Origin of the sequence: Haloarcula salina, assembly GCF_010119195.1 — an archaeon.
GTDB lineage: Archaea > Halobacteriota > Halobacteria > Halobacteriales > Haloarculaceae > Haloarcula > Haloarcula salina.
Genome location: NZ_WRXL01000002.1, coordinates 251,377 through 272,072, shown reverse-complemented (window position 1 = coordinate 272,072; position 20,696 = coordinate 251,377). Strand labels below are relative to the sequence as shown.

General features: G+C 66.1%; 18 protein-coding genes. 4 read left to right on the top strand and 14 right to left on the bottom strand.

Translation table 11 applies throughout. The features are described from left to right. The first annotated feature begins 2 nt into the window (after nucleotides 1–2). Entirely contained in the window at nucleotides 3–485 is a 483-nt protein-coding gene (locus tag GM656_RS06290; protein WP_162412816.1) for a hypothetical protein, read from the top strand. A 3-nt stretch (nucleotides 486–488) separates the two neighbouring features. On the opposite strand, the gene GM656_RS06285 is transcribed toward GM656_RS06290, so the two are convergent. The 6 genes from GM656_RS06285 to GM656_RS06260 all read right to left on the bottom strand — a co-directional run bounded on the left by GM656_RS06285 (nucleotide 489) and on the right by GM656_RS06260 (nucleotide 8,556). Further along, on the bottom strand, nucleotides 489–2,114 hold the full coding sequence (locus GM656_RS06285) for a GTPBP1 family GTP-binding protein (RefSeq protein WP_162412815.1): 1,626 nt from the start codon (nucleotides 2,112–2,114) through the stop codon (nucleotides 489–491). 258 nt (nucleotides 2,115–2,372) lie between these two features. Continuing rightward, nucleotides 2,373–3,056, bottom strand: a complete 684-nt coding sequence (locus GM656_RS06280; RefSeq protein ID WP_162412814.1) for a phosphoglycolate phosphatase — start codon at nucleotides 3,054–3,056, stop codon at nucleotides 2,373–2,375. 37 nt (nucleotides 3,057–3,093) lie between these two features. After that, nucleotides 3,094–3,669, bottom strand: a complete 576-nt coding sequence (locus GM656_RS06275; protein ID WP_162412813.1) for a J domain-containing protein — start codon at nucleotides 3,667–3,669, stop codon at nucleotides 3,094–3,096. A 63-nt stretch (nucleotides 3,670–3,732) separates the two neighbouring features. Beyond that, the gene (locus tag GM656_RS06270) at nucleotides 3,733–4,683 is read right to left on the bottom strand and encodes a segregation/condensation protein A (RefSeq protein ID WP_394352094.1); all 951 of its coding nucleotides are present in this window, start codon (nucleotides 4,681–4,683) and stop codon (nucleotides 3,733–3,735) included. Then, nucleotides 4,637–8,230 carry a chromosome segregation protein SMC gene (smc, locus tag GM656_RS06265; RefSeq protein WP_162412811.1) on the bottom strand — a complete coding sequence of 1,198 codons (3,594 nt, stop codon included), beginning with the start codon at nucleotides 8,228–8,230 and terminating at the stop codon, nucleotides 4,637–4,639. Before smc ends, GM656_RS06270 begins: the two co-directional genes overlap by 47 nt. 20 nt (nucleotides 8,231–8,250) lie before the next feature. After that, nucleotides 8,251–8,556 (bottom strand): DUF7518 family protein, encoded by a 306-nt coding sequence (locus GM656_RS06260; protein WP_162412810.1) that lies wholly within the window; start codon nucleotides 8,554–8,556, stop codon nucleotides 8,251–8,253. Between the two features lie 164 nt (nucleotides 8,557–8,720). Here GM656_RS06260 and gatB point away from each other — a divergent pair, with 164 nt between their 5' ends. Further along, nucleotides 8,721–10,235 (top strand): Asp-tRNA(Asn)/Glu-tRNA(Gln) amidotransferase subunit GatB, encoded by a 1,515-nt coding sequence (gene gatB / locus GM656_RS06255; RefSeq protein ID WP_162412809.1) that lies wholly within the window; start codon nucleotides 8,721–8,723, stop codon nucleotides 10,233–10,235. A gap of 347 nt (nucleotides 10,236–10,582) precedes the next feature. On the opposite strand, the gene GM656_RS06250 is transcribed toward gatB, so the two are convergent. The 7 genes from GM656_RS06250 to GM656_RS06220 all read right to left on the bottom strand — a co-directional run bounded on the left by GM656_RS06250 (nucleotide 10,583) and on the right by GM656_RS06220 (nucleotide 16,757). Next, on the bottom strand, nucleotides 10,583–11,131 hold the full coding sequence (locus GM656_RS06250) for a hypothetical protein (RefSeq protein ID WP_162412808.1): 549 nt from the start codon (nucleotides 11,129–11,131) through the stop codon (nucleotides 10,583–10,585). Between the two features lie 64 nt (nucleotides 11,132–11,195). Next, nucleotides 11,196–11,969: an HTH-type transcriptional regulator GlpR gene (glpR, locus tag GM656_RS06245; protein WP_162412807.1), complete on the bottom strand. Its 774-nt coding sequence runs from the start codon at nucleotides 11,967–11,969 to the stop codon at nucleotides 11,196–11,198. Between the two features lie 229 nt (nucleotides 11,970–12,198). Continuing rightward, nucleotides 12,199–12,357, bottom strand: coding sequence for a hypothetical protein (locus GM656_RS06240; protein WP_162412561.1), 159 nt, complete (start codon nucleotides 12,355–12,357; stop codon nucleotides 12,199–12,201). 17 nt (nucleotides 12,358–12,374) lie between these two features. Then, the gene (locus GM656_RS06235) at nucleotides 12,375–13,505 is read right to left on the bottom strand and encodes an ABC transporter ATP-binding protein (protein WP_162412806.1); all 1,131 of its coding nucleotides are present in this window, start codon (nucleotides 13,503–13,505) and stop codon (nucleotides 12,375–12,377) included. Between the two features lie 5 nt (nucleotides 13,506–13,510). Then, nucleotides 13,511–14,431 carry a carbohydrate ABC transporter permease gene (locus tag GM656_RS06230; RefSeq protein ID WP_162412805.1) on the bottom strand — a complete coding sequence of 307 codons (921 nt, stop codon included), beginning with the start codon at nucleotides 14,429–14,431 and terminating at the stop codon, nucleotides 13,511–13,513. A 2-nt stretch (nucleotides 14,432–14,433) separates the two neighbouring features. After that, nucleotides 14,434–15,360 carry a carbohydrate ABC transporter permease gene (locus GM656_RS06225; protein WP_162412804.1) on the bottom strand — a complete coding sequence of 309 codons (927 nt, stop codon included), beginning with the start codon at nucleotides 15,358–15,360 and terminating at the stop codon, nucleotides 14,434–14,436. 47 nt (nucleotides 15,361–15,407) lie between these two features. Next, nucleotides 15,408–16,757, bottom strand: a complete 1,350-nt coding sequence (locus GM656_RS06220) for a sugar ABC transporter substrate-binding protein (protein ID WP_162412803.1) — start codon at nucleotides 16,755–16,757, stop codon at nucleotides 15,408–15,410. A gap of 465 nt (nucleotides 16,758–17,222) precedes the next feature. Here GM656_RS06220 and GM656_RS06215 point away from each other — a divergent pair, with 465 nt between their 5' ends. Beyond that, nucleotides 17,223–19,754, top strand: coding sequence for a DNA topoisomerase I (locus tag GM656_RS06215; RefSeq protein ID WP_162412802.1), 2,532 nt, complete (start codon nucleotides 17,223–17,225; stop codon nucleotides 19,752–19,754). A 67-nt stretch (nucleotides 19,755–19,821) separates the two neighbouring features. Continuing rightward, nucleotides 19,822–20,220: a PPOX class F420-dependent oxidoreductase gene (locus GM656_RS06210; RefSeq protein WP_162412801.1), complete on the top strand. Its 399-nt coding sequence runs from the start codon at nucleotides 19,822–19,824 to the stop codon at nucleotides 20,218–20,220. A gap of 33 nt (nucleotides 20,221–20,253) precedes the next feature. Here the strand turns inward: GM656_RS06210 and GM656_RS06205 are convergent, their stop codons facing one another. Continuing rightward, on the bottom strand, nucleotides 20,254–20,655 hold the full coding sequence (locus GM656_RS06205; protein WP_162412800.1) for a Rieske (2Fe-2S) protein: 402 nt from the start codon (nucleotides 20,653–20,655) through the stop codon (nucleotides 20,254–20,256). Nucleotides 20,656–20,696: the final 41 nt, after the last annotated feature.

Here is a 20,696-nt window from a genome sequence, read left to right as displayed (position 1 = left end):
CCGTGCGATACAAGGTCGCCCCGCCGCCGCGCTCGCTCGTCTTCCTGGAACGGGCCCGCGGCGCGATTCCGCTCGTTCCCGGCGACGAAGCGGACTGCTGTCGAGCGATCCAGCAAGAGACGGACGTGGGAGACCGCGAGACCGCACAGGCGTATCTCGTCTTCCTGCGAGCCCTCGGTCTCGTTGCCGAGAGCGATCGCGGCTACTACCGCACCAAGCGTGACTTCGAACCGGAACAGGCCGCCGAGGCGTTCAGACGGTCGGTGTTCGGCGTCGACGCGCTCGTCGACGCGTTCGCTGACGGGTCGCTGGACCCCGACGATGCGTTCGATGCGCTCCGCGAGGATATTCCCCGCTGGGAGCGCGAACGCCACGCCGACTGGGAAGTCGTCTGGCGGGAGCGAACCGAGAATCTACTGGAGTGGGCGGTCGAGTTCGGTCTCGCCGAGAAGACTGCTGGCGAGTACGTCGCTCGCAGAGAGTAGGCGTTACTCCGCCGGGGTGATGTCGGTCACCGTTCCGACGCCCTTCGAGCGGCCCTCACGGAAGACGAACTTCTGGCCCTCCTCGACGAGATAGGAGCGGAACTTGAACCGGACCGTCGTCTCGCCGGCGTCGCCCGGCAGCAGCTGTCCGCCCTCGGGGTGGAACACCGCGGCCTCGCTGACCGTCTCGAGGTGGACGACCGGTTCGTAGCCGTCGCCGATGCGCGTCGGGTGATTCAACACCATCACCTCGGCCTCGAACTCCCGGACCGGCGTGGGGTCGGCGTCGCGCGGGAGCAGGACCATCCCGCGTTCGATATCCGCTTCTCGGACGCCCTTGAGCGCGATTCCGACGATTCGACCGGCCTTGGCCTCGTCGACGCGATGGTAGTGCATCTCGATCGAACGGACCTCGACCGGACGGAGGCTCCCGTCCTGCATCGGCCCGATCAGCAGTTCGTCGCCGGCCTCGACCTCGCCCGACTTGATCGTCCCCGACGCGACCGCACCGACGCCCTGGACGTTGTAGGTCCGGTCGACGTACATCCGGAAGTCGCCGACCTCGCCGGCGGTCTTCGGCAGCGCCTCGAACATGGCGTCGAGGTCACCGAGACCTTCCTGGGTGACTGCGCTCGTGGTGATGACGGGAACGACGGTCTCCGAGATCTCGTCGATCGCCGTCCGGACGCCGTGGCGCTCGACCCGCAGCGGCGTCTTGTCGACCTCTCGCAGCGCCCGCTCGACGGAGCGTTCCACGTCGGCAACGCGCTGCTCGTCGACCAGATCGATCTTCGTTATCGCGACGACCGTCGGGAGGTCCGTCGCAAGCAGGATGCCGAGGTGTTCGCGCGTGGTCTCGGTCACGCCGTCGTCGGCCGCGACGGTCAACAGTCCGTAGTCCAGTTTCTGCCCGACCAGGCCGCGGATCGTCGTCCGGAGCCACGGCTCGTGGCCGACGGTGTCGACGAACGAGACGAGGCGGTCGGACTCCTCGACGACGCGTGCGCGGTCGTCTTTCCGGTGTGGGTTGTCCATCCGAATCGGCTCCCCGTCGTCGTCGAAGCCGTAGACGCCGTAGGAGAGGTCCGCCGACAGCCCACGCTCGACCTCGTGTGGCTGTACGTCCAGGAAGCCGCGAGTCCCGCCCTGGCCGTCGTCCGCGTCGCCCGTGACGAGCGACCCGACGAGCGTCGATTTCCCGTGGTCGACGTGGCCGGCGGTCCCGACGACGATGTGGTCGTCGTCCGCGAGGACCGATCCCTCGGTGACGGTCGCGACGCCGACGATGCCGTCGGCCGCGCCGTCGCCCCCGACGCCGTCGACGCCCCACGTCTTCACGTCCTCGATGTGAGCGTTCGCCTCGTCGGCGAGCAGGCTCAGCACGTCCATCGACTCGGAGAACTCGGCCGGCGAGATGCCGGCGAGGCCGCCGTCGTCGGTGACGCCGACGACGTAGGTCGCCTCCCCGTCGCCGGAGAGGACGCGGTGGCGCAACTGCGCCGCGAGCGATTCGAGTCGCCCCTCGGACAGGTGGAGGTTCTCGGTGAGCCGTTCCTTGAACTCGACGCTGCCGCCCTCCCGCTCGCCGCGCTCGAGCGCGCGCCGGAGGACGGCCCGGTCGGGGCTCATGTCACTCCGTAACGGTGGCGGAGATAAAAGCCTTCCCCGGATTTTCGGCTCCTGAGCGGTCCTGTGGCCGATGGCTGAGTGTCTCTCTCACAATAACGCTCGTGAGAGGGTTCTTGACCGAAGCCGAGTCCAGAACGACCGATGGACTGAGCGGCCACGCGGGACCCGCGGTCGTGCGACGCCATCCCGCGTGGAAGGAAAGGCCGGCGGTGTCGCCTGTTCGCCAGACACAAGCGCGACGAGCGACCCGAACGCGATTCAGGCCCGGTACGGTGCGACGGCTTCGAGGAACCCGTCGGCGAAGGACGCGTCTGTCACACGGTCCGCACGGTCGCGAGCGGTCTCGTCGGCGTTCGCGACGGCGACTGCCTCGCCGGCGAGATCGAACATCTGCGCGTCGTTGACGGAGTCGCCGACCGCGAGGAAGTCGCCAGGGTCGAGCGTCAGTTCCTCGCAGACCGCCTCCAGACCGGTCCCCTTGTCGACGACCGGGTCCGTGACGTGATAGGCGAATCCGGTGTCGAGGACCACCAGCCCCTTCGCGGCCGCCAGTTCCTCCAGCGGTTCCAGGGGCCGGTCGAGACTCACGACCAGTTCCGTCTCGCGCCAGCGGTTCGCCAGGTCGATCTCTCCGAACCCGAAATCGTATCCGAGGTCGCGGTACGCCTCGGCGACCGCGACGGCGGCTTCGTAGTCCCCTTCCAGCCTGAGTTCGTCGGTCGCCTCGACGAACACGACGCCGCCGTTCTCTGCGACGACGGTCCGTTCGATACCGAGGAACTCACAGAGGGCGATAGGGAAGGGCATCGCCTTTCCGGTCGCGACGACGACCCGTTCGGGCCACTCCCGAAGTACGGGGACGACACGGGGGTCGAGCGCTCGTGACTCGTCAGTCAATGTCCCGTCTATATCGACGACGAGCGGCGGCACGTCGCTGTCCATGTCTCTCACTCCGGTCGGCCGGATATGTGGATTGCGGTCAGTCGTCCGACAGTCGCTCGTAGGCCGCCTTCACCTGCTTGAACTCGGCCTCGCTCCCGCTGTCGGTATCGGGGTGGACCTCCTTGACCTTCTCCCGGTAGGCCCGCTTGATCGCGCCCTGGTCCGCGTCCGGGTCGAGCCCGAGCGTCCGATAGGCCTCTGTGGGGCTGGGCCCGTCGGCCGCCTGGACCCGCTGTCGGCGACGTCGTTGCTTCCCTTGACGCTGTTGCCGTCGCCGCGTCGACTGACGGCCGCGCTGTTGGGACTCGCGAGCGCGGCGCGTACCGCGTGCGGTTCGGCCGTCACGCGGCGGCTCCCACTCCTCGCGCGGCCCGGCCCCGAACCCACCTCGGCGAGCGCCGCCGGTGTTCTGCGCGGCGCGGCGTTCCACCCGTTCGTAGAGACTCGCGGCCATCTTGCCGCTGAGGTGGTAGTACATGACGTACGTCGAGACGCCGAACATCAGCGCCAGGAAGAGCACGGCCGGATTGACGACGACACCGATCGCTGTGAGGACGACCGTCAGGACGGCGAACACCGCTGCGACTCCCTTCGAGAGGTCGTCGTACTGCACGCGCCGGACTTGGGTCCACAGAACCGTAAGCGTCCCGCCTCCACGACCTCGCCGCCCGCCGGCTCAGTCCGCGACGGCCTCGCCCGACCCGGTCGCCGTGTTCGGGTCCTGAATCCAGAGGTCGCCGAACAGGTCGTCCTGCTGGAGGCGAACCTGGCCGCGGTGGGCCAGGAAAAGCAGTCCGAGAAACGTCTCGACGCGCGTCCCGCCGGCCGTCTCGACCTCGCGGTACAGCACTTCGTCGCGTCCCTGGTCGTAGTGTTCGCGCACGGCGTCGTGGACGTCATCGATGATGTCATCGATGTTCTCGGCGTGGGCCGTGCCGGTCACGTCGGCCGCGGTCGGCTCGTCGTCCATCCGAAAGTCGTCGGCCCCGCGGTAGTCCAGTTCCTGTGTCCCGCGCTGGAAGCCGCTCGGAGAGTCGCTGGTGTCGTACTCGCGGGACTCCTTCCACCACGAGTCCCGCTCGGCGTCCCGGAGGTCGCGAACCAGTTCGTCGAGCGTCTGTGGCATCCCGCGGGCGCGGCGGCGTTCGAGCCGCCGATCCATCTCTGACTCCAGCGCCGAGAACGGGTCCGGCTGCTCGATGGGCGCGTCCTCGGTCATCGCCTGCTCCCACGGCTCGGCGGGGTCCTCCTCGGCGTCGTCCTCGCCGAGCATCGCGTCGCTCTTCATCCGGATCAGGACGCTCGCGTAGAACAGCGCCCGGCCGGAGGTCCGGAGGTCCGCGTCGTCGATGCGCGTGAGGAACTTGTCGGTGACCCGAACCACGTCGATGTCCCACGGATCGATCTCACCGTCGTCGGCCAACTGCACGAGGACCTCTACCGGTTCGACGTCGTCGGTCGCTTCGTCCTCGTCGGAGTCTGCCTCGGAGTCCGACTGCTCCGCACCGCCGAGAAGCGACGACGCCCCCTCGGGCGGCTCGCGGTCCTCGTGTCCGGTGATGTTCAGCGGGATGTCGTCGTCAGTCATCCGCCGGCACCTCCTCGTCGCCGTCGTCCGCTCCGTCACCCGAGAGGTCGATGCCGGTGACGGCCGAGACGTTGTCGCCCTGCATCATCACCCCGATGGCGCGCTCGGAGCGCTCCAGCAGGGCCGAGCGGTGCGAGACGACGACGAACTGGGCGTCGCCGGCGAGTTCGTCGACCATCTCGCCGACGAGGTCGGCGTTGGCCGCGTCGAGGAACGCGTCGACCTCGTCCAGCGCGTAGAACGGCGCGGGGTTGTGACGCTGGATGGCGAAGATGAACGCCAGCGCGGTCAGCGACTTCTCGCCGCCGGACATCGCGTTCAGCCGCTGGATGGGCTTGTCGCCCGGCTGGGCCTTCATCGTCAGCCCGCCTTCGAAGGGGTCTTCCTCGTCCTCCAGGTGGAGGTGGCCGGTGCCGTTCGAGAGCCGTTCGAAGATGTCCTCGAACTGCTCGTTGATCTCGGTGAACGACTCCATGAACGTCTCCTTCTTGCGCGCCTCGTAGGTGTCGATCCGCTCTCTGATGCCGTCGGCCTCCTCGACGAGCGTGGCCTTCTTCTCCTCCAGTTCCTCGAGGTCGTCGGCCACCCGGTCGTACTCTTCGATGGCGCGCATGTTGACCGGCTCCAGCTTCTCCATCTCGCTCGCCAGCCGCTCGATCTCGCGCTCGACGGTCTCGTGGTCCGGCACGTCGTCGGGGTCGTAGTCACCGACCTGCGCTTCGAGTTCGTCGATCTCCCACTCGAGGCGCTCGCGCTCCTCGCGCTCGCCTTCGAGGTCTCGCTCGACCTCGGAGACGGCGGCCTGCTGTTCGTCGCGGGCCTCCTTCGCGTCCTGGAGGGTCTCTCGCAGTTCCTCTCGCTCCGCTTTGAGATCGGCCAGTTCGTCCTCGAGGTCCGCGACGGCCTGTTCCTTCTCGGCTTTCAGCTCTCGCTTCTCCTCGATCTCCGCTTCGAGGTCGTCGATGCGTTCCTCGTGTTCGGCCTTGCGGTTCTGTGCGGCCTCGATGTCGTCGTGGAGGTCCTCGATGGCCTCCTCGGCGTACTGCTTCTCCAGTTGGTACTCGTTGAGCTCGGCGTCGAGGTCGTCCTGCCGGTCTTCGAGCGCGTCGACGTCGTCCTTGATGGCTTCGCGCCGGTCGGTCAGGTCCGGGAGCGCGGAGTCGGCGACCTCCGATTCGAGCTCGTCGATGTCGGACTGGAGGGACTCGATCTCAGCGGTCTTGTCCTCGATATCGGCCTCCAGTTCGTCCATCTGGTCGGCCACGTCCTCGCGCTCGGCCGCGATCTCTTCGAGGTCGGCCTCCAGTTGCTCGATGCTGTCGCGCGTGTCCTGAAGGGTCTCCTCTTTCCGCTCGATACTGGCCTCGATATCGCGGAGTTGCTCGGTCGCGTCGGACTCGCGGTCGCGGGCGTCGTCGAGGCGCTCCTCCACGTCTCGGAGGTCGTCGCGCACGTCGGCCCGCTCGTCTTCGAGTTCGTTGATGCGCTTTGCGACGCGTTCGAGCTTCCCTGCTCCACCGGAGAAGGAGAACCGCGTCCCCGAAGAGGAGCCGCCGGTCATCGCGCCGGACTTCTCGACGAGGTCGCCGTCGAGCGTCACCATCCGGTAGTCGCCCATCAGGTCGCGGGCGGTATCCATGCTGTCGACGACGACCGTGTCGCCGAGGACGTAAGAGAACACGCCCGCGTACTCGGGGTCGAAGTCGACGAGGTTGTACGCGAAGTCGACGACGCCGTCAACGTTCGGCAGCGACGGGAGCGAGCGGTTCTGCATCTGCGTGATCGGCAGGAACGTCGCCCGGCCGGCGTTGCGCGATTTGAGGTACTCGATACAGCGCTGACCGACGCCGTCGTCGTCGACCACGACGTGGGTGAGTCGCCCGCCGGCCGCCGTCTCACAGGCCGTGGCGTACTCGGGGTCGACGCCGCCCAGTTGGCCGACCGTGCCGTGGACGCCGTCCCGGCCGGCGTTGAGGATGGCCGTCACCGCGCGGCCGTACGAGGAGTCGCCGTCTTCGCCGGCCTTCGCCTCCAGTTGGGCGTACTCCTGTTGCTTCGCGCTGATCTCGTCTTCGAGGTCGTCGAGGTCCGACTGGAGTTCCCGTTTCTCGGCGCGCAGATCGTCGACCACGTCGGCGATGGTCGCCTTGTTCTTCTCGGCTTTCTCCAGTTCCGTCTGCAGGTCGTCGATCTCGGCTTCGAGGTCGGGGATCTGCGCCTCGGCCTCCTCGATGGCCGCGCGCTTCTCGTCCTCGGCGTTCGAGCGCCGTCGGGCCTCGTCGAGCAGTCGGTCCTGCTCGCGCTGGAGGTCGTTCTTCTCGCTCTTGAGCGTCTCCAGCGTCGAGCGCTTCGCTTCGAGTTCGTCCTTGACCTCCTGGAACTCCTCGCCGACCTCGTCGATGCGCTGCTGGACCTCGGCGAGTTCGGACTCCTTCTCGGCGATGTCGGCCTTGACGTTCGACTTCGCGACCTTCGTCTCGCGGATGTCGCTCTCCAGGTCGTCGATGGTCTCCTGCTTGCGGTCGATCTGGACGAACGCCTGCCGGCGCTCGTTCTCGGCGCTCTCGACCGCCTCCTCGGCCGACTCGATCTTGTCTTCGAGCCGCGAGATGTCGCCTTTGATCTCCTCGATATCGCGCTTGATGGCGAGCTGTTCGTCCTCGCCCTTGCGCTCGATCTCCTGATTGAGCCCGTGGAGCTCGTCTTCGAGTCGGATGACCTTCCCCTGTCGCTCGTCCAGTTCGGTCTGGAGTTCGGTGAGTTCGTCTTCGAGGTCGTCGATCGTTTCCTCGACCGCCGTCAGTTCGTCCCGTTTGTCTTCGAGTTCGGCGGCCTTCCGGTAGCCCTCGTACTCTTCTTTCTCGTCGCGCAGTTCCTGGTACTGCAGGGCCGTCTCGCGCTCGTCTTCCAGTTGGTCGAGCCGCTCTCGTTTCTCCTCGATGCGGAGTTCGGCCTCGTCGATGCGGTCCTGGACGACCTCCAGTTCGTCGAAGGCGTCGGCCTTCTTCGCGTCGAACTGAGCGACGCCGGCGATCTCGTCGATGATCTCCCGGCGAGAGCCGGCCGTCATGTTGATGATCTCGGTCACGTCGCCCTGCATGACGACGTTGTAGCCCTCCGGCGTGACGCCGGCCTGAGCGAGCAGGTCCTGAATGTCCGAGAGGTTGACCGAGCGGCCGTTGATGTAGTAGTAGGAGTAGTAGTTGTCCTCGGTCTCCTTGACGCGGCGCTTGATGGCGATCTCGTCCACGTCGCCCACGTCCTCCGTGCCGGCGGCGTTGACGACCTGCGACCGTTCGAGCGTCCGGTCTTCGTTGGCGAGAATCACCTCGACGCTGGCCTGGCGCTCGCCGTCGTAGTCGGTCTCCTCGTCGGCGTGGCCGGGGTTGTAGATGAGATCGGTCAGCTTCTCGGCGCGGATGCCGGAGGTTCGAGCCAGTCCCAGCGCGAAGAGCACGGCGTCGATGATGTTCGACTTGCCCGAGCCGTTCGGGCCGCTGATGGTAGTGAAATCTTCGTAGAACGGGATTCGGGTCTTCCGCCCGAAGCTCTTGAAGTTGTCGAGGACGAGCTCTTTGATGTGCATGCGGTGGTGTGACCGACGGCCTACGCGACGATGATGTCGGACCCCGACTCCTCTTCGGACTCGGTCTCCGACTCGGCCTCGGCTTCCTCCCTGTTATCCGATTCCTCGGTATCCTCGGTGTTAGGTGTGTCGGCCTCGTTCGGGGTGACGATCTCGTCGTCGGACGAATCGGCGGAGTCGGCCTCGAACCCGCTGTCTTCGTCGACGGCGCTCTCCAGTTCACGGATGCGGACCTTGCACTCGACCAGTTCGTCGGTCAGCCCCTCGACCGACGCTTCCAGTTCTCTGACGCGCGTTTCGAGTTCCTCGACGCGATTGCCGCACATACCCGTTACCCAGCCGGTCTGGACACTTATACCTACGTCAGACATTGGCACTACGGCTGATACGTTCGCACTCGCTGACTGGAAGCGACCGCCGGCGGGCACGTCGGCTGACCCGTCTCTGACGGGTCGTTAGCCTTTAGCCACGCGCCACCGAACCCCGGACAATGACCGCACAAGCGTCCGAGTCCCGCGACCTCGCGGCCGTCATCGGGCTGGAGGTCCACGTCCAGCTCGAGACGGAGACGAAGATCTTCTGTGGCTGTTCGACCGACGTCGCCGACGCCGAGCCCAACACCCACACGTGCCCGGTGTGTCTCGGCCTGCCCGGCGCGCTCCCCGTGGTCAACGAGGGGGCCGTCGAGGCGGCGGTGAAGGTCGGCAAGGCCATCGACGCCGACATCCCCGAAGAAACGACGTTCCACCGGAAGAACTACTACTACCCCGACCTCCCGAAGAACTTCCAGATCACGCAGTACGACTCGCCCATCTGCCAGGACGGCGAACTGGAGTTCGCCGTCGAGAGCGAGCGCCGGAGCGTCGATATCCGACGGGCGCACCTCGAAGAGGACCCCGGCTCCATCAAGCACGTCCGTGAAGGGACCGGCCCGCTGGAGTCCCGGACCTGCTCCATCGAGCGCGCGGACTACACGCTCGTCGACTACAACCGCGCCGGCACGCCCCTGATGGAGATCGTCACCGAACCGGACTTCCGCGCGCCGGGCGAGGTCCGCGCCTTCCTCGAAAAGCTCGAAGAAGTCCTCGAGTACCTCGGCGTCTTCGACGCGACCCGGGACGGCAGCCTCCGCATCGACGCGAACCTCTCGATGGTCGACGCCGACGAGGTGGGCGAGGGCGGCGACATCGACGACGCGGTGCTCGAAGACGCCAACCGAACCGAGGTCAAGAACATCTCCAGCCACAAGGGGGCCGAGCAGGCCCTCGCCTTCGAGGCCTCGCGCCAGCGCAAGCTCATCCAGTCGGGCCGCGCCGTCGCGCAGGAGACCCGCCACTTCAACGAGACCCACGGCAACACGGTGTCGATGCGCTCGAAGGAGGAGGAGAAGGACTACCGCTACTTCCGGGAGGCCGACCTGCCCCCGCTGCGGGTCAGCCACTGGAAAGACGAGGTCCCCATCCCGGAACTGCCCGACGCCCGCCGCGAGCGCTTCGTCGCCGAGTACGGCCTGAGCGAGGAAGCGGCGTCGAAGCTCACCAGCACGAAGCAGGTCGCCGACTTCTTCGAGAGCGTCGCCGAGCGCTTCGACGCCGACCTCGCGGCCACGTGGGTCGCCGACAACCTACTGGGCGAACTGAACTACCGCGACATGGAAATCACCGACCTGGACGACCGCTTCGACGAGGTGACGCGCCTGGTCGAACTCGTCGCTGAGGACGAGATCACCGCCAAGAACGCCCACGAGACGGTCCTGCGGGAGATGCTCGACACAGGCGACGACCCCGACGCCATCGTCGACCGCGAGGGCCTCGGCAAGACCTCCGGCGACGAGGTGCAGCAGGCCGTCGAAGCCGCTATCGACGAGAACCCCGACGCGGTCTCCGACTATCACGCCGGCGAGGACGGCGCGCTCAACTTCCTCGTGGGCCAGGTCATGCAGAAGACCGGTGGGAGCGCCGACCCCGGCGACGTGAACGGGCTGCTGCGAGAAGAGCTAAACTGACCGCGAACGACCGTCGGGAGTGAGCGGCATTTTCGCCCACGTTTTTCGAGGCGCGGTTCGCGAGCGCAGCGAGCGAACCCAACGAGTAAAAAGGTGGCAGCAAGACCGGCGGGAGCGCCGACCCCGGCGACGTGAACGGACTGCTGCGCGAGGAGCTGGACGGGTAGCATCCGTGGCCGTCGGCCACGGTTCACGGTCGTGAGCGAGCGGGGCGAGCGAACGAGCGCGTTTTGGTCCAGATTTTTCGACGAGTGGTGCGCGACCGACGGGAGCGCACCCGAGGTCGAAAAAGGTGGGGTGACGTGAACGGACTGCTGCGCGAGGAACTGGACGGGTAAGAGGGCGAGCTACGAATCGCTGGACGCGTTCGACTCCGCGCGGTCCCGGCGTTCGGCCGGGAGTATCGCGGGGTCTCTCCACAGCAGCGTGACGAATATCGCGGCCGCGACGGCCTCGATGGTCTTGATCGCCGACTCCACCGGTTCGGTGTTGAAGTGGTCCAGTATCAGCAGGACGGTGCTGCCTCCGTTGTGGTGGCCGCTACCGCCCGAGGAGGGGGCGGAGAAGCCGTCGACGAGGAACGCGCCGTGGCCGGTGGCGTGCCAGAACACCCACGCGGCGATGGACGCGACCATGAGGAGCATGCCGGCGAGGTAGGCGTTCCGGAGGCCGACGACGCCACGGGTCACGAGGTACGGGCCGGCCAGCAACAGCGCGGCGAAGGCGACGAACAGGAACGGACGCGGGTCCGGCGGCAGTCCCTGACCGAGGAGTCCGTCCATCGCCTGCGCGTAGATGATGCTCCGCGGGAGACCCCACCAGAGGTGAAACGCGGCCGTCGCGAACACGAGCGCCGCGGCGACGCCACGAAGGACTTTGCTGGTCCGGCGGTCCATACACGGTGTTCGGCCATCGGCGACAAGAGTGCGTCGAAGTCGACGGTCCGGACGGCGAGCGGCGTCAGCTCACGACGAGTTGGTTGTCGATCATGCGCACGTCGGCCCGTTCGAACACGTCTCGCATCTCCTCGTCGAGCGCCACGTCGGTGATGAAGATGTCGATGTCGTCGATGGTGGCGAACTCGCGGAAGCTCTGCTTCCCGAGCTTGCTCCCGTCGGCGACGAGGATGACGCGGTGACCGCCGTCGACGAGCAGCGACTTGATGCGCGCCTCGTCCTCGTTGGACACGGAGAGGCTGCCGTCGTCGTGGATGGCGTCGGTCTCCAGAAAGACGAGGTCGAAGTTCGTCTTCTTGAGGTAGGACTCGCCGCTGGGTCCGACGAGCGCGTCCGAGGTGGGCCGCAGCGAGTCGCCGACGACTTTCACCTCGCCGCAGGACTCCCTGAGCTCGAAGGCGGTCTCCGGGGAGTTCGTCGCCACGAGGAGGGACACGGAGTCGGGAATCGCCTTCGCCACCTCCATCGCGGTCTGGCCCGTGTCGAAGAAGACCGCGTCGCCGTCTTCGAGTTCCTCGACCGCCCGCTCGGCGATGGCCTGCTTCCCGCTCGGGTTCTTCACGTCGTCCTGGACCCGTCCCTCACTCCCGTTGTGGTCCGGCGCCGGTAGCGCACCGCCGTGGAACCGCTCGATAAGCCCGTCTTCGGCCAGCGAAGCGAGGTCACGCCGGATCGTCGCCCCCGAGACCCCGAACGCCTCCGTGAGTTCCTCGACCGTCACCCGATCTGACTCGTTGACTTTCCGCACGATCTCCTTCCGACGTTTGTCAGGCAACATAGTCACGTGTCAAACCCGGGCAAGCGAGTCTGTGGTCTACGTCCACGTACAGGCGTGGGACGTAAATTAGTAGTTATTCGTTTCATTCTGGTCACTCGTGGAGTCGGCGTCCATGGCGTCGAGCGGAGACGGGCGTTCGGCGGCCAGTGGAAGTCTCAGAGATATATTGCACGGTTTCTATTTCGGTATTTATATTGTTTGTGACACACATGGCTGTGTGGTCCGCGACTTATTCGGCGAGGGTCCCCAGCAGCGTCGCGACGACCGTCCCGATGCTGCTGACGATCGCGCCACCGTAGACCCCGGACGCGTAGTTGTATATCGCGATCGCCGCCAGTACGCCGGCGATGGCGAACGCTGTCAGAGAGACGCGAGACGGGACATGCACAGTCTCTGCTCGCATCGTCAGGCGGTTACTTTCTGTTCCGACGCCGTCTCGTAGGTCAGGGACTCACCCGTCTGCGGATCGAAGTACTGGAGCGAGTCGCGGTCGAAGCGCAGATTGACGCTGTCGTCCATCTCGACCGTCGTGTCGGGGTCGACGGCGGCCTTGATCGTCTGGTCTGTGTCGAGGTCGAGTTCGAGGACCGTCTTCTCGCCCTGCGGTTCGACGACCTGAACGGTCGCGGGGTGGACGTTCGCGGCGATGCCGTCCTGATTGAGCGAGATGTTCTCGGGTCGGATGCCGAGGACGACGCGCTCGCCGATGTATCCCTCGAGTTCGTCTGCGAATTCGGCGGGCACGTCGTGCGTGTCCGTCCCGAGGTCGAGTTGCAGTTTCCCGTCGGAGTCTCGCCCGAGCGTGCCTTCGAGGAAGTTCATGCTCGGGGATCCGAGGAAGCCGGCGACGAACATGTTCTGCGGGTTCGAGTAGACGTGCGTGGGCGCGCCGACCTGCTGGATCTGGCCGTTGTCCATGACGGCGATCTGATCGGCCAGCGTCATCGCCTCGACCTGATCGTGGGTGACGTACACGGTCGTCGTCGACAGCTCGTCGTGGAGCTTGTTGAGTTCGGCGCGCATCTGGACGCGGAGCTTCGCGTCGAGGTTCGACAGCGGCTCGTCCATCAGGAAGACGGCCGGGTCGCGGACGATGGCGCGGCCGAGCGCCACGCGCTGTTGCTGGCCGCCCGAGAGCTCCGCCGGGCGGCGTTCGAGCAGTTCCTCGATCTGCAGCAGTTCGGCGGCCTCGGCGACGCGGTCCTGGATGATGTCCTCGGCGGTGTCGTGCTGTTCGAGGCCGAAGCGCATGTTCTCGCGGACCGTCTTGTGCGGGTACAGCGCGTAGTTCTGGAACACCATGGCGATGTCCCGCTCGTAGGCGCGCTGGTCGTTGACGACCTCGTCGCCGATGCGGATCTCGCCGTCGGTCGCCCGTTCGAGCCCCGCGATGAGGCGCAGGGTCGTCGTTTTCCCACAGCCGGACGGCCCGACGAGGACGGTGAAGCTCTCGTCGGGGATGTCGAGCGAGATGCCGTCGACAGCCGTGACGTCGTCGAATTCCTTTACGAGTTCGTTGAGTTCTACGTGTGCCATAGTGATTACTCCTTGACCGCTCCTTGCGTTAGTCCGCTCACGATGTACTGCTGGAAGAACAGCCCGAACAGGATGCCGGGCAGTGCCGCGATCATCCCTCCGGCGGCGAGGTGCGCCCAGTCCACGAAGTCGTCGGCGACGAACAGCGAGACGGCGATGGGCAGCGTCTGTGCCTGCTCCGAAGACGTGAGAACGAGCGCGAAGACGAACTCGTTCCACGAGAAGATGAAGGCGAGAATCGCCGTGGCCGCGATGCCCGGCTTCGCCATCGGGAGGATGATCTTGACGAACCCCTCCCAGCGCGAACAGCCGTCGATGCGGGCCTGTTCGTCCAGCGACTCGGGGACGCCGTCGAAGTAGTTCTTCATGATCCAGACGGCGAAGGGGAGATTGAAGAACGTGTACGTCAGGATGAGCGCGATTCGGGTGTCGTACAGACTCCCCGTGAGCCCGCCGATGAGCGGCGGGTTCGACATGATGGTGAAGAACGGAACGATGAGCGCGATCGGCGGGATCATCCGCGCGCCGACGATGGACAGCAACAGCGCCTTGTTGCCCACGAAGTCGTACCGGGAGAACGAGTAGCCCGTGACGGTCCCCAGCGTGACGCAGATGAGGGTCGTCGTGCTAGCGACGATGAGGCTGTTGAGCGTGTACAGTTCGAACGGTCGGTTCTGGAAGATTTCGACGTAGTTGCTGACCGTCGGCTGGGTCGGGAGGAACGAGATGGGGATGTCGAGGACGGCCCCGGACGGCTTGATGCTGGTGATGAAGATGAAGTAGATCGGGAACCAGATGACGAAGACGTACAGGCCCAGCAGTCCGTAAGCGACGAGGCGCTCGCGAACGACGTGGGGCCACTCGTTGTCGGTGTCGAGTCCGAGCGCCGCGATCAGTTGGCCGAGGGTGGATTGGTTCGTACTCATTGTCAGTAGGGGGAGTCACCGAAGACGTTGTACAGCACGGCCACGATCATGAACGTGACCGCGAGCAGGACGACGCCGAGCGCCGCGCCCTCTCCGGGACGGTTGAAGACCTGTGCGGTGCGGTAGAGCCAGGAGGCCCAGACTTCCGTGGACTTGCCCGGACCGCCCTGGGTCATCACCCAGACGAGGTCGAGCGCGCGGATGTCGAAGATGATGCGGATGGTCAGCGCGACCAGGATCGACGGCTTCAGGAACGGGTAGGTCACGTTGACGAACCGCGAGATCCGTCCCGCGCCGTCGACTTCCGCTGCGTCGTACAACTGCTCCGGGACGTTCTGCAGTCCGGCGAGCAGGATGATGATGATGAACGGCGTGAACACCCAGATGTCCGCGATGATGAGCGCCATCATCGCCAGCGTCCCGTCCGAGAAGAACGCGATCTTGCTGGAGAGAAGCCCGGACTGGGTGAGCAGGCCGTTGATCGCGCCGTACTCGGACTGGAACATCCAGCGCCACATCAGGCCGCTCATCACGTACGGCAGGATCCACGGGACGATGACGGCGGTCCTGAACCAGCCCCGTCCCTTGAGGTCCTTATCGAGCAGGAGCGCGATGCCGAGGCCCAGTGCGAACGAGATACTCACGCTGAGGCCGACGTAGACGATAGTGTGCCAGGTGATCGAGACGAAGTCCGGCGCCAGTCCGAGGAACGCGCCGCCTTCCTCGGCGAAGATGAGCCGCTGGAAGTTTCGAAGCCCGACGAACTCCCGCTGTCCGTTGATGGGATTCGTCCAGAAGACGCTGCTCCAGAACAGCTTCAGGGTCGGGTAGACGATGACGGCGGCGATCCAGAGCATCGTCGGCCCGACCGTCAGCGGCACGAACAGCCGGTCGAGTGTGCGTCGAAGCGATTGTTTTTCTGTCGACATGTAGTGGAATGGTCAGTTCAGTTGGGTGTGGTGTGTTCAGCCCGCGATCAGAGCAGTCCGATGTCCTGGTACAGCCGCTCGATGTTGCTCTGGGCGGTTTCGAGGGCGTCCTGCGGATCCTTGTCGCCCAGCAGCGCGGGCGTGATCTGCTCGGAGAGGTAGTCGTCGACCTGCGGTTGCGCGAGGTACGTCTCGCTCTTGGCGTGTTCGAGGTTGAACTTCATGTCCTCCAGCAGCCAGGACGGGTACTGGTCCTGAATCTCCGGCTCGTCGTAGACCGACGGGATGACCGCGGGGTTGCCTTCGACCTTCATGTTGGTCTTCGAGGACGCCGGCGTGGTCATGTACTGCGCGAACTTCTTCGCCGCTCGCTTGTTCTCCGAGAACGCCGAGACGCTGATGCCGTTCGTGTCCTGGAAGGTGGCGCGCGAGTCCGGCCCTTCGGGGGGCTTCGCGCTGCCGAGGCGGTCCGCGCCCCAGCCGTCGGCGTCGAGCGCGCGAGCGCCCAGCGGCGTCCAGGACTCCACGGACGCCAGTTGGCCCGCGATGAACGTGTCGCCCGCCCCGCCCTCGCCCATGCTGGAGATGCCGTTGGGCAGGAGGTCGTTCTCGCGGAGTCGGGTGAAGAAGTTCATCACGTCCATCCCCGCGTCGACGAACGTCGGCTCGTTGCTGTCGTTGAACAGCTGGCCGCCGGCCTGGTAGAGGAACTGCTTGAACGTGAACACGTCCTTGTTCGACCACGTGAAGGCGAACGGCGACGTGTCCTCGGTGTTGAGCTGTTTCCCCTTCGAGACGACCTCGTCCCAGGTCTGGGGCGGTTCGCTGACGCCCTGTTCCTCGAAGTGGGCCGCGTCGTAGAGGTAGGTTCCCCACTTGCCGAACTCCGGGGCCATGTACGTCTTCCCGTCGAGCGTGACGAGGTTCCGGAGGTTCTCCGGGAAGTTCGACATGTGGCTGTCGCTCAGTTCGAGCGGTTCGAGCCAGTCGGAGGCGACGAAGTCGGCCAGCCACCACGTCGGGCCGTTGAACGCGTCGACAGTGGCGTCCTTGTTCCGCCAGATGGTGGTGAGGCTGGTCTTGAGGTTGTTCCACGGGACCTCGTTGACCTCGACGGAGATGCCCGTCTCCTCCTCGAACCGGGTGATGTTCTCCTCCGTCCCGGGGTCGTACTTCAGGCTCCCGGCGTTGTAGAAGACGATGCTGTCGGCCATCGACTCCGAGCCGGTCCCCGTGCTCCCGCCGGAGCCGTCAGAGCCGTCGGAACCTTCCGTGCCGCCCGACCCGTCCGAGCCGTCCGAACCGGCGTTGCCGCCGCAGCCCGCGAGTGCGATAGTGCCGATAGTTCCCGCGCCTTTGATGAACCGCCGCCGAGTGTGACTGTGGTCTCCCTGCATACAAATACTCACGATATGCCCATGGTATATAAATCATGTGGAATTATGCTCGAATACGTTCATTGCGGATATAGCTCAGGAAAGCGACCAGATCACCCCAATACACGATATATGGGGGATTTGGTCCGGTTCTCGTCTCGACTATTGCCGTGAGCATTTCCAGTTTTGAATGCGCAGATGAACAGAATTGCTCAAATTCTGCGCGCTATTCGTGCACGATCTGCAGTACGCGAGGGTTGGTACCGTTGCACGTGTCAGAACGGGCAGTGTCGCCGACGTCAGCGTCAGCGGCGGCTCGACATCAGCGACGCAGACGAGCGGAGAGGCCGATTGTTCCTGCCCGCGCGTACACCCGCGGGTGTGACGCAAGCGCTCGCACACCCGCGCTGTCGGCCGATTTTGCCGAAAGCTTTTAGAACGTGTCGCGGCGTAGCGACCCGTAATGACAGAGACAGGTGGTGTCTGATGAGGCTGATCATCACCGAGAAGGACAACGCCGCACGCCGGATCGCGGAGATCCTCTCGGAGGGGAGCGCCTCCGCGCAGCGACGCAACGGCGTCAACGTCTACCGGTGGGGCGACACCCGCGTCGTCGGCCTCTCCGGGCACGTCGTCGGCGTCGACTTCCCCGCGGAGTACAGCGACTGGCGCGACGTAGAGCCGGTCGAACTCATCGACGCAGACGTGACCAAGGAACCGACCCAGGAGAACATCGTCACGACGCTGCAACAGTTGGCCGAGAAGGCCGACGAGGCCACCATCGCGACGGACTACGACCGCGAGGGCGAACTCATCGGCAAGGAGGCCTACGAGCTCATCCGCGAGGTGACCGACGCGCCCGTCGACCGCGTGCGCTTCTCCTCGATCACCGAGCGTGAGGTCCGCGAGGCCTTCGCCAACCCCGACGACATCGACTTCGACCTCGCGGCCGCGGGCGAGGCGCGCCAGATCATCGACCTGGTCTGGGGCGCGGCGCTGACCCGCTTCCTCTCGCTGTCCGCGCGCCAACTGGGCGACGACTTCATCTCGGTCGGCCGGGTCCAGTCGCCGACCCTGAAGCTCATCGTCGACCGCGAGCGAGAGATCCAGGCGTTCGACCCCGAGGACTACTGGGAGATCTTCGCGGACCTGCAGAAGAACGGCTCGGGCTTCGAGGCCCAGTACTTCTACGACGACGACGGGAAAGAGGCCGAGCGCGTCTGGGACGAGGGCGACGCCGAGGCCGCCTACGCCGACCTGCGGAGCGTCGACGCGGCGACGGTGACGAGCGTCCGCCGCCGGACCCGCACCGACAGTCCGCCGACGCCGTTCAACACCACCGCCTTCATCTCGGCGGCCGGGTCGCTCGGCTACTCCGCCCAGCGCGCGATGTCCATCGCCGAGGAGCTCTACACCGCCGGGTACATGACCTACCCGCGCACGGACAACACGGTCTATCCCGAGGACCTGGACGAGGAGGAGCTCCTCGACGAGTTCGTCGGGGCCGGCTCCTTCGGCGAGGACGCCGAATCGCTGCTGGAGCAAGACGAGATCACCGCCACGGAGGGCGACGAGGAGACGACCGACCACCCGCCGATCCACCCGACCGGCGAGATCCCGCCGAAGGTCGACCTCTCGGACGACGAGTGGGAGATCTACGAACTGGTCGTCCGGCGCTTCTTCGCGACGGTGGCCGAGGCCGCGACCTGGGAGCACCTGCGCGTCGTCGCCGAAGCGGGCGGTCGCTCGCTGAAGGCCAACGGGAAGCGCCTCGTCGAAGCGGGCTACCACGAGGTCTACCCCTACTCCAGCGCCAGCGAGAACCACGTCCCCGACGTGGAAGAAGGCGAGGAGCTGTCGATCACCGAAGTCCGCATGGAGGACAAGCAGACCCAGCCGCCGCGTCGCTACGGCCAGTCGCGGCTCATCCAGACCATGGAGGACCGGGGACTCGGAACGAAGTCCACGCGGCACAACTCCATAGAGAAGCTGTACGACCGGGGCTACATCGAGGGCGACCCGCCGCGGCCGACGACCCTCGCGATGGCCGTCGTCGAGGCCGCCGAGGAGTTCGCCGACCACGTGGTCAGCGACGAGATGACCGCCCAGTTGGAAGCGGACATGACCGCCATCGCCAACGGAGAGGAGACGCTCGACACGGTGGCCGACGAGTCCCGCGAGATGCTCAAGCGCGTCTTCGATGAGCTTCGGGATTCCCGCGAGGAGATCGGCGAGCACCTCCAGGAGTCGCTGAAGGCCGACAAGACGGTCGGCCCGTGTCCGGAGTGCGGCGAGGACATGCTAATTCGGCGCTCGCGACAGGGCTCGTACTTCGTCGGCTGCGACGGGTTCCCGGACTGCCGCAACACGCTCCCCCTCCCGTCGACCGGCGAGCCGCTCGTGCTGGACGACCACTGCGAGGACCACGACATGCACCACGTGAAGATGCTCGCCGGCCGGGACACCTTCGTCCACGGCTGTCCCCGCTGCGAGGCCGAGAAGGCCGACGCGAGCGAGGACGAAGTGATCGGGCCGTGTCCAGAGTGCGGTGACGGCGTTGCTCCGGAGGAGCAACGAGGCGAAGGCGGCGAAGCCGCCGAAGCGCACGGCGGAGAACTCGCAATCAAGCACCTCCGCTCGGGGTCCCGTCTCGTCGGCTGTACGCGCTACCCGGACTGCGACTACTCGCTCCCGCTGCCGCGCAACGGCGACATCGAGGTGACCGACGAGGTCTGCGAGGAGCACGACCTGCCCGAACTCGTCGTCGACCCCGACAGCGACGACCCGTGGGAGCTTGGCTGTCCGATCTGTAACTTCGAGGAGTACCAGGCCCGGACCGCCGTCGAGGACCTCGAAGACCTGAACGGCATCGGCTCGGCGACCGCCGAGAAGCTCGAAGACGCGGGCGTGGACTCGCTCGACGCGCTCCGCGACGTCGACCCCGACGTGATCGCCACGGAGGTCCAGGGCGTCAGCGCCACCCAGGTCCGGGAGTGGCAGGGCGAACTGGAGGCCTGAGTCGCTTCGCGTCGCCGCCGTTCTCGACGGCGGTACAGTTAATCGGCCGGCGAGAGTGCGTCGACGCGTGCCATCGATACCCGAGGAGTTTCACGACCTGTTCGAGAAGGCGACGTTCGCGCACGTGACGACCATGAATCCGGACGGAAAGCCCCACACGACACCCGTCTGGATCGACTACGACGACGACGGTGACCGGCTGCTCGTCAACACCGAACGCGGGCGGCGGAAGGCCCGCAACGTCGACGCCGACCCCACCGTCTCCGTGAGCATGACCGATCCGGACAACCCCTATCGGTTCCTCTCCGTGACCGGCGAGGTCGACGAGGTGACGACGGAGGGCGCACGCGAACACATCGACACGCTGGCGAAGCGCTACATGGGCGAAGACGAGTACCCGAACCCGATCGAGACCGAGCGCGTGATCCTCGGTATCCGCGCTGATGAGGTGCTCACCGGCGGATAGCCCGACGATCGAACGGGAATCACCGTCGGCGGTTCACAGTTGCAGGTGCGACGTGGAACTCGGGCCGTCGTCGTCGTCGATGCCGCCCTCGTGAGCGAACGCGTAGTCGTCGTCGGTGAGGTACACGTCGCCGTGCGTCTCGGAGATGTCGACGGAGGGGAGCGTCGTGCCGGCCGCCTCGCCGTTGTCGCAGTCGCCCTCGCAGGCGTCGAACAGCGAGCCGTGTCGCGGACAGATGAGCTGGTCGTCCCGCATCGGGACCCCCCGGCCGGTGTCGAAGCGCTGGGCCTCGTGCGTACACCGATTGATCCAGGCCTCGACACCGTCCTCGCAGGGGACGAGAATCACCTCCTCCGGGTCGCCGTGCGGGCCGTCGGCGGTGAACAGGTACGACCCCTCCTCGTGGACCGAATCGACCGTCGTCAGATTATGCACGGCGGCCCGTTGGACGCCCGACGGCATCAGCCTTCGGCCGC